Annotated in this window: 9 protein-coding genes; 6 read left to right on the forward strand and 3 right to left on the reverse strand. The window is 71.7% G+C overall.

The features are described 5' to 3' along the window. Positions 1–43: 43 nt before the first annotated feature. Positions 44–2,167, reverse strand: a complete 2,124-nt coding sequence (locus AC3EGR_RS00210) for a transcriptional regulator (RefSeq protein WP_488544406.1) — start codon at positions 2,165–2,167, stop codon at positions 44–46. Here AC3EGR_RS00210 and AC3EGR_RS00215 point away from each other — a divergent pair. From AC3EGR_RS00215 to AC3EGR_RS00240, 6 genes are all read left to right on the forward strand, one after another. Next, entirely contained in the window at positions 2,166–3,011 is an 846-nt protein-coding gene (locus AC3EGR_RS00215) for a class I SAM-dependent methyltransferase (RefSeq protein ID WP_488544407.1), read from the forward strand. The two genes, AC3EGR_RS00210 and AC3EGR_RS00215, sit on opposite strands and share 2 nt — an antisense overlap. 159 nt (positions 3,012–3,170) lie before the next feature. Further along, a complete protein-coding gene (locus AC3EGR_RS00220) occupies positions 3,171–3,950 on the forward strand; it encodes a transglutaminase family protein (protein WP_488544408.1) in 780 nt (259 codons plus the stop codon). A 61-nt stretch (positions 3,951–4,011) separates the two neighbouring features. Continuing rightward, positions 4,012–4,500, forward strand: a complete 489-nt coding sequence (locus AC3EGR_RS00225; protein WP_488544409.1) for an acyl-CoA thioesterase — start codon at positions 4,012–4,014, stop codon at positions 4,498–4,500. A 118-nt stretch (positions 4,501–4,618) separates the two neighbouring features. After that, entirely contained in the window at positions 4,619–4,984 is a 366-nt protein-coding gene (locus AC3EGR_RS00230) for a hypothetical protein (protein WP_488544410.1), read from the forward strand. 166 nt (positions 4,985–5,150) lie between these two features. Beyond that, complete coding sequence (locus AC3EGR_RS00235; protein ID WP_488544411.1) at positions 5,151–5,357, forward strand: dodecin; 207 nt, start codon at positions 5,151–5,153, stop codon at positions 5,355–5,357. A 26-nt stretch (positions 5,358–5,383) separates the two neighbouring features. Continuing rightward, positions 5,384–6,484, forward strand: coding sequence for a porin (locus AC3EGR_RS00240; RefSeq protein WP_488544412.1), 1,101 nt, complete (start codon positions 5,384–5,386; stop codon positions 6,482–6,484). A gap of 21 nt (positions 6,485–6,505) precedes the next feature. Here AC3EGR_RS00240 and AC3EGR_RS00245 read toward each other — a convergent pair whose 3' ends face one another. Beyond that, a complete protein-coding gene (locus AC3EGR_RS00245) occupies positions 6,506–6,919 on the reverse strand; it encodes a hypothetical protein (protein WP_488544413.1) in 414 nt (137 codons plus the stop codon). Positions 6,920–7,055: 136 nt separating this feature from the next. Beyond that, a complete protein-coding gene (locus AC3EGR_RS00250; RefSeq protein ID WP_488544414.1) occupies positions 7,056–9,065 on the reverse strand; it encodes a S9 family peptidase in 2,010 nt (669 codons plus the stop codon). Between the last annotated feature and the right edge of the window lie 26 nt (positions 9,066–9,091).

Raw genomic sequence — 9,091 nt, forward strand, 5'->3', positions numbered from 1 at the left:
CAGTGCAGGAGGATCGTGCCCGCGAAGCGGCCCGCTTGCAACCTCACTCGCGCAACAGGGGCTCCGCCTTGCGCACCAGCGCGGTGAGATCGGGGCCGAACCGGAAGGCCTGCGCGAAACTGGCCAGGCCGTAGCCCGGTTGCGCCTGGCGCACCGTGGCGGCCAGCGCCCGGGCCTGCGGCAGGCGGCCCGCCGACGCCAGGCACAGCATGGCGATCGCCCGGATGTGCACGTGCGCATTGGGGCGCGCAGCCGAACGGACGGCCCAGTCGGCCGCCTCCTCGTAGCGGCCCAGGCGCAGCAGGCCCAGGGCGCGGGAAGCGAGCATCGCGAACAGCATCGGGTCCATCGGGCTCAGCTCGCGCGCGTGATCCGCCTCCTCGATCGCCATCTCCGGGTCGCCGGACTGCGCATGCACGAAGCCCAGGGTGTAGTGGCCGAGCGCGAAGTTGGGACTGAGATCGACCGCCGCGTGCAGCTCGCGCAAGGCCTCGTCCTGGCTGTCCTTGAGCCACAGCGCACGCCCCAGCGCCCAGTGCGCCGCCGGATCGTGGTCGTCCGCCATGACGCCCTCGGCGGCGGCGGCATAGGCGCGTTCGATCGCGCCGGCGCGATCGCGCCAGCCCAGGAAGGCGTCCTGGAAATGCGTGAACGACAGGCCGGCCTGCGGGCGCGCGAACGTGGGGTCCAGGCGCACCGCCGTCTCGAAGAAGTGGCGCGCCTGCTCGTTGTCCTCGCGGTTGAAGCGCATCATGTGCCACAAGCCGCGGTGGTGCGCTTCCCAGGCGTTGAGCGAATGCGGGTTCTTCAGCACCGCGCGGTTGCGCTCGGCCGCCTCGACCTGGTTGGCCAGGCCGGTGACGATGCGGTCGCCGATCTCCTGGAGCACCGCGAAGGTGTCATCGAGGTGGCCGCAGAAGTCTTCGGCCCAGACCACCTGCGCCGTGCGCGTCTCGGCCAGTTGCACGGTCACGGTCAGGCGCGAGCCGGGGCCGCGCCGCAGCCATCCGCTGGCCACGTAATCGACGTCGAGCCGGCGGCCGGCGTCCTCCGCGTCCACGCGCCGCTCGGACAGGGCGAACATCGTGCCTTCGGCGATGACGAACATGCTGCGCAGCCTGGCCAGCCGGTTGATCACGTCGTGCGCCATGCCGTCGCCCAGGCCGCCGCGCAGGGCGGCGCCCGGCGTGCGGTCCGTGAAGGGCATGACGCCCAGCGAGGCGCGCAGCGGCGGCGCCGCGGGGTCTTCTTCCGGCGCCGACGTGACCGTGACGAGCGAGCTCACGCCGCCCGCATGGCCGCCCTTGGCCGCGCGCCAGGCATGTCCCAGCCAGCCCCAGTCCTGTCCTTCGGCCTCGTACTGTCGGGCAACGGCCGCCAGGTGTTCGTCGCCTTCGCGCAGGCGTCCCAGCGCAGCGAGCGTCTGCAGCAGCCGCTCGTGCGCCTGCCGGTCGAAGGGGGCGATGGCGAGCCAGCGCTCCAGGGCCGCCAGGGCGGTGTCGCTGGCCAGCGGCAGGGCACGCACCCAGTGCTCCAGCACGGCGGCGTGGCGCGCGCGGAAACGGCGGCGTTCCGCCATCACCCAGCCGGTGAACGCCGGACTGCGGGGGACGTCGAGGCCGGCGAGGAAATCGCCCTGCGCGAAGGCGGCAGACAGCGCCGCAAGCTGCGAGGGCGGCAGCTCCGCGACGCCGTTGCGCAGCGCCTGGGCGACCTCTTGCACGTCGACGCTGCAATCCGACAGGTCCAGCGCCACGCTGTCCCCGTCCGCCAGCACGCGCTGCCGGCCGGGTTCGTCCAGCACCGCGCGCAGCTTGCTCAGGCACCAGCGCAGTTCGCCGCGCGGGTCGGTGGGCAGGTCCCACAGCAGTTCGCACAGGTGGCTGCGGGTGGTGGCGCGGCCGGCCAGCGCCAGATAGCCGAGCAGGGCGCGCACCTTGCGCGAACGCGGGAGGGCCAGGGAGGTGCCGGCGCGCGTGACCGTCAAGGGACCAAGCAGCCGCAGCGCCAGGACGGTCGGGGTGGCCGGCTGCCCTTGCGCCGGCGTCGGCGTTTCCACGGCAATTTCCACGCTGGCCTCCACGCTGGCTTCCACACCGCCCATCGAGAGTGTGCCGGTCGGCGGCAGCCGCCGCGACACCGTCCCACCACCCAGGAGCCAAGCCATGACCGCCTTGACCGCCACCGCCCCGCAGGCCGCCGCCACGCCCGACTTCGCCGCCATCAAGACGCGCCAGAAGGCCGCCTGGGCGTCCGGCGACTATGCCGTGGTCGGTACCACCTTGCAAATCGTCGGCGAGACGCTCTGCGAGGCCGCCGACCTGCGCGCCGGCGAGCGCGTGCTGGACGTTGCCGCCGGCAACGGCAACGCCACGCTGGCGGCGGCGCGCCGCTGGTGCGAGGTCACCTCGACCGACTACGTGCCCGCCCTGCTGGAGCGCGCGCGCGAGCGGGCGGCGGCCGAGCGCCTGCACGCCATCGATTTCCGCGAAGCCGACGCGGAGGCGCTGCCCTTCGACGACAGCAGCTTCGACGTGGTGCTCTCCACCTTCGGCTGCATGTTCGCCCCCAACCCGCCGCGCGTGGCCGCCGAACTGCTGCGGGTGTGCCGCGCCTGCGGCCGGATCGCCATGGCCAACTGGACGCCGGAGAGCTTCATCGGCCAGCTGTTCAGGACGGTCGGCCGGCACGTGCCGCCGCCGGCGGGCGTCACCTCGCCGGCGCAATGGGGCAGCCGCGACCGCATCAACGAACTGTTCGAGGCCAGCGCGCAGTCCGTCGTGACCGTCAAGCGCCACTTCACCTTCCGCTACCGCTCGCCCGAGCACATGCTGGAGGTCTTCCGCGGCTACTACGGGCCGGTGCTCAAGGCCTTCGCCGCCCTGGACGCCGACGGACAGCAGGCGCTGGCCACGGAACTGATCGCCCTGATGAACGAGTTCAACACCTCCGCCAGCGGCGACCTCGTCCTGCCGAGCGAGTATCTCGAGATCGTGATCACCCGTCGCTGAGGGGGACCGCGCGGGGCCGCGGTGGGCCGGATGCTTCGTCCAGGCGGCGCGCGGACAGGGACCGGTGCACCTTGTCCGTCGCCCTGTCGGAAGCCTGGGCGCGTGACAATCGTCCGCCTCCTACGGCCCAGCCTGGCCGCATGGCTCATCCTCCCGGCCATGCGACTCCGTACCCGCAACCGCATCGCCATCCATTGCGAGGAAGCCTGTCCCCTCGTTGCCCTGCTGCGTCCGCGCAGCGGTTCGCAGCAGTGGGTGGTGGCGGAACGCTACGGGATCGAACCCTGGGTGCCGGCCACCGAGTACGTCGACGCCTTCGGCAACCTGTGCCAGCGCTTCACCCTGCCGCAGGGCGAGAGCGTGCTGGACGTGCAGCACGAGGTCGAAGTCGCGGCGCAGATCGACGTGAACGGGCGGGCCCTGCGGGTGCCGCCGGCGCAGTTGCCGGACGAGACGCTGCAGTACATGCTGCAAAGCCGCTACTGCCCCAGCGACAAGATGTCCGAGCGCGCCGAGGAGATCGTCAGCGGTTGCACGCCCGGCTACCCGCAGGCCCAGCGCATCGCCGACTGGATCCGCGAGAACATCGTCTACAAGTACGGGGTGAGCGAGGCGAGCACCTGCGCGATGGACACCCTGGAGCAGGGCGCCGGGGTCTGCCGCGACTTCGCCCACGTGGGCATCGCCCTGTGCCGCAGCCTCATGATGCCGGCGCGGGTCGTGGTGGGCTACCTGCACGAGCTCGATCCCATGGACATGCACGCCTGGTACGAGGTGTACCTGGGCGGCCACTGGTACGCGTTCGATCCCACGCAGCCGGAGCCCCGCGGCGGCCGCGTGGTGGTCGCGTACGGGCGCGACGCGGCCGACGTGGCGTTCCTCTCCAACTACGGGCCGCTGGAGATCACGAAGATGGACGTGAGCGTCACGGTCGTGTAGCGCCGGGAAGGCCGCGGCGCTCCGATCGATAATGGGCGCCCGCGCCACCTTCCTTCCGAGCATGGACCTGCCCGCCCACCAATTGAGCATGACCGTGCTCATGACCCCCGACACGGCCAACTTCGCGGGCAACGTGCATGGCGGGCACCTGCTCAAGTGGCTGGACCAGGTGGCCTATGCCTGCGCCAGCCGCTACGCGGCGCGCTACGTCGTCACCGTCTCCGTGGACCAGGTCACCTTCCGCGAGCCGATCTTCGTCGGCGAGCTGGTGACCTTCCTGGCGAGCGTGAACCACACCGGCACCAGCTCCATGGAGATCGGCATCAAGGTGCTCGCGCAGGACATCCGCAGCCAGCGCATGCGCCACGTGAACAGCTGCTTCTTCACCATGGTGGCCGTGGACGACGAGCGCAAGCCGGTCGCGGTGCCGCCGCTGCGGCCCTTCACACCGGACGAAAAGCGCCGCTGCGAGGCGGCCACGCTGCGCAAGGCGCTGCGCAAGGAATTCAGCGAGCGCTTCGAGGCGGAGCAGCGCCCGGCGGGGGCTTAGCGGGCGTTCCTCGCCCTCCCTTTGGGGGAAATACCACGGTTGTCCCTGTCTGCGCGCCGTTCAGGTTCGATTCATCTGCACCGGCGCACCATGCGGGCATCCCAACCGAGGAGCCACCATGAACCGCCTCTCCAACGCCAAGACCCTCGCCGCCGCCGCCATCGCATTCGGCGCCCTGGCCGCCACGTCCGCGGCGCACGCCCGCTCCGACGTGTTCTTCTCGATCGGCATCGATGCGCCCGTGCGCTACGTGCAGCCCGCCCCGGTCTACGTGCAGCCGCAGCCGGTGTACGTCCAGCCGCAGCCCGTGTACGTGCAGCCGCAACCGGTGTACGTGCAGCCGCAACCGGTCTACTACCAGGGTGGGTACGGCTACGGCCACGGTTACCGGGCGCACCACCGCCACGGCGGCTGGGGCGATGCCGACCGCGACGGCGTGCCGAACCGCTACGACCACGCGCCGAACAATCCGTACCGTCGCTGAAGCCGCACGGGGCGAGGCTGGCCTGCTCGACTGCAGGCCTCGCCCCGGCTGACCGGGGCGGTCGTGTTGCCGCGCGCAGGAGGAACTCCTATGCTCTCCCCGCGCGCGTGCTGCCCCTGTTTCTCCAGCGGGCGCGCTCCACCCCACCCCGAACGCAGGAGGCTGCATGTCCGACCACGTCTACAAGATCCTCGAGCTCACCGGCTCGTCCTCCGCGGGCATCGAGGAGGCGGTCAGCGGCGCCATCGCCAAGGCAAGTGAAACGGTGCGCAACATGCAGTGGTTCGAGGTGATCGAGACGCGCGGGCACATCCGCGACGGCAAGGTCGCCCATTGGCAGGTGACGCTGAAAGTCGGATTCACGCTGGAGTAAGCTCGGCCCTCGCGGAGGGCTGGGACATGGACGGAAGAATCGTGGCTGCCCTGTGGGCGGCAGCGTGGGCCGGGCCTGCGTGCGCGCAGTCGTCGCTCACGGTCTACGGCGGCATCGACCTCGCGGTTGCGTACTACAAGGGCAACGGCGGCGGCTCCAAGACCCAGCTGATGCCGGGCGGCAACCAGAACAACCGCATCGGCATCCGCGGCCGCGAGGACCTCGGCGGCGGCCTGTATGCGTGGTTCGAGCTGGAAGCGGGGTTCAGCCCCGACACCGGCCTCGGTCTGACTTCCAACAACAACAACCAGGTCACGGGGCTGGCGCCCGCCGACGGTTCGCTCACCTTCAACCGCCGCTCCATCGTGGCGATGGGGGGCGGCTGGGGCGAGCTGCGGTTCGGCCGCGACTACGTGCCTTCGTTCTGGCCCCTGTATCTCTACGACCCGTTCCGCACCGGCGTGGGCTTCGGCGGCGTCACCATCCTCGGCTCCACCGTCACCAACCTGCGCGCATCCAACAGCATCGGCTACTTCACGCCCGGGTGCGATGCGGTGCAGTGCAAGGGCGCGTTCGCGCAGCTGATGTACGCCTTCGGGGAGAACCCGAGCGGCACGCCGCAATCGAGGAACGGCAACGTGGCCGGCGTGCGCCTGGGCTACTCCACGCCGACCTGGGAGGTCTCCATCGCCCAGAGCAAGACCAAGAACGACACGGTGCTGGAGTTCACGCAGACCGCGGGCGGCGGCATGTGGGAGGCCGGCTTCGCCCGCCTGATGTTCCTCGCGGGTGAAAACCGCACCGGGCGCCCGGTGGCGGCGCTGAACAACGGCACGCGCGCGCCGTTCTGGCAGCTCGGGGCCATGGTCTACCTGGGACCGGGCTACGTGCCGATCGCCTTCACGCGCGTGAGCCGCAACGACGCGCAGGACAGCTACGCGACCAAGATTGCCTTCGGCTACGTGTACAGCCTGTCCAAGCGCACCGCGCTCTACACGACCTACGCGCACATCGACAACCGCAACGCGCTGGCGCTGCCCGTGAACGTCGGCGCGGAAGCGGGACCCACGCCCTCGCCGGGGCGCGCGGCCTCGGGCATCGACGTCGGGATCCGGCACGCGTTCTGAGCCGCGGTGACGGCCCGGGGCTCAGCGGCCCCTGCCGCCGCCCCCGCCACCGCCCCGGGCCCCACCGCCCCAGCCGCCGCCGCGCGACCCGCCCATGGCCGCGGCACCGGTGTGCCCCCAGGAGCCTCCGTGCGCATGGCCATGGCCGTGTCCATGGCCGTGGCCATGGCCGCCGCCGCAGCACACGAAGGCGCCCGACAGCCACAGGCCCCCGTACCAGGGGTAGTAAGGGTAGCCATAGCCGTACGCGTACGGATACGCATACGGATACGGGTAGGGGGGATATCCCGACGCGGAGGGCGGGTAGTACTGCACCACCGCATTGGCCTCGGAGTTGGGCACGACGACGGTTTGCGGCGGGGCGACCGGCGCGTAGTACGTCGTGCAACCGGCCAGCGCGGCCGCGAGCGCGAGCGGGAGGAGAAGGGAGTTCATGCGTTTCTCCTGGCGGCAAACGGCTGCGCCGCTGCCGCCTTCATACTCCGCTGCCGCGCGGCGCGCCATCGGGACTTTCGTCCCATGGGGGCGCCTCATGCCGCGAGGCGCCGGATCCGCCGCAACTTTACGTTCCTCACTGCGCGCGCGGCATCAGCTGGTAGTAGTCCCAGCCCGCGCTGCGGCCGCCCAGGCAGGTGGCCAGCGTGTCCTCCACGCGCCGCCACATCTCCAGGCGGTTGCGCCAGCGGCGGACCTGGTGGCCTTCGTCCGGGAAGGACAGGTACTCCACCGGCCGTCCCAGCGCGCGCAGTCCCGCGACCACGTCGTCCGAGTCCTGGCGCAGCACGCGGATGTCGTTGGCCCCGTGGATGACGAGCAGCGGCGCCGTGATCTTGTCCAGGTGCGAGATCGGCGAATTGGCGAGCATCTCGGCGCGCTGTGCCGGGTCCGCGGGGTCGCCGAAGAAGGCGTGGAACATGTGGCGGTTGCGCCAGAACGGCGGCCAGTTCTCGATGACGCGCGGCCAGTTCGCCACGCCCACCATGTCGACGCCGCAGCGCCAGTCGTGGTCCTTGCGCTGCAGTTGCGCCAGCACGGAGAAGCCGCCGAAGCTGCCACCGAGCACGGCCATGCGTGCCGGGTCGGCGATGCCGCGGTCCACCGCCCACTGCGCCGCCTCCGCGATGTCCTGCTGCAGGCGCGTGAAGGTGACCTTGGCGCCGGCCATCATGAACTCGCGGCCGTAGCCCCAGGACCCGCGGTAGTTGACCGACAGCACGGCATAGCCGCGGTTGGCCAGCATCTGCGTGGCGTTGAACGCGGCGCTGGACCAGGAGTCGCGCGCCCAGGGGCCGCCGTGGATCACCACCACCGCCGGTGCCGGCTTGTCCAGGCCGCGCGGGCGCACCACATAACCGTGCACCCTGCGCCCGTCGGACGCATTGAAGGCGAAGGGTTCCTCGGCGGAGAGCAGCGCGCGCTTTTCCGGCTCCGGCGGGTCGAGGCGGGCGACGTCGCCGGTGGCCCGGTCGACCAGCAGTTCCGCATCCTCGAAATCGCCGATGGCGCGCATCACCCAGCGCCGGCCGTCCTCGGAGACGCTCTGCGGCCGCGTGAAGCGGGGCGCGGCGCCCAGCCAGCCGCGCTCCAGCGCCCGCTGCACCGCGCGCTCGACGTCGGCAGCCAGCGCCGCGTCCAGGTACAGCGCCCGCGGGTGGCCGGCGTCGGCGAAGTAGCCGACGGGGCCGCCCGGCGCGCGCGGGTAGTAGACGACCTGCAGGTCCACTTCGGGGTGCTCCGCCAGCACCTTCTCCGCGCCCGTGGCGAGATCGATTTCCACCAGCGCATTGCGGTCGCGGCCGATGTTGGACAGCGCCCAGGCCTTGCCGGCCTGGCGGTCGACACGGTGCACCCACAGCGCGTCCCAGCCGCCGCCCACCTTCACGGTGCGCCACCGGCCTTGCGCATCGACCACCTCGAAGGCGACGTCGGCGCCGTCCTGCGGCTGCAGCTGGCGGCCCCGCGCGGCCAGCTGGTGGTCGCTGCCGACCACCCACCACAGCACGTTGCCGTCGCTGCGGGCGACCTCGCGCACCGTGCGCGCGTCCGCATCCGCTTCGTACAGGTCCATGGTGGCGCGGTCGCGGCGGTTGCTCGCGAAGAAGAACTTCGCGCTGCCCGGCGCGCCGTGGCCGACGAAGTGCGAGCGCACGCCGGGCCAGGGCGTCACGTTCCACGGCGCGAAGTCGCGGCTGCTGTCGAACACGTGCAGCTGCGTGTTCTCGTCGCCGCGCAGGTCCTTCAGGTAGGCGATGTGGCGGCTGTCCTGCAGCCAGACGTAGATGGGCCCGGCCGGCCGGGCCAGGTAGCCGGTGGCGAAGGAGCGCGCCGCGCCGCCGGCGACCGGCCGCACGGCCAGGCCGGTGTCCGTGCCCACGACCTGGGACCAGACCAGCTGCGTCCCGTCCGGGGAGAGGCTGTAGCCGCCCGCGTAATCGATGTTGGCGACGAAGCGGCGCAGGGGCACCAGCGGCGGCAGCGTGCCGGCCGCTTCGGCGCCGACGATGGCGGGATGCCGGGGCGCCGTGGCGCAGCCGGCGAGCAGCGCGAAGGCGGCGAACAGCAGGAGCGCGGGACGGCGCATGGATCCTCCTTGGGGATGGCGTGGCG

Source organism: Ramlibacter sp. G4-7 (assembly GCF_057784995.1).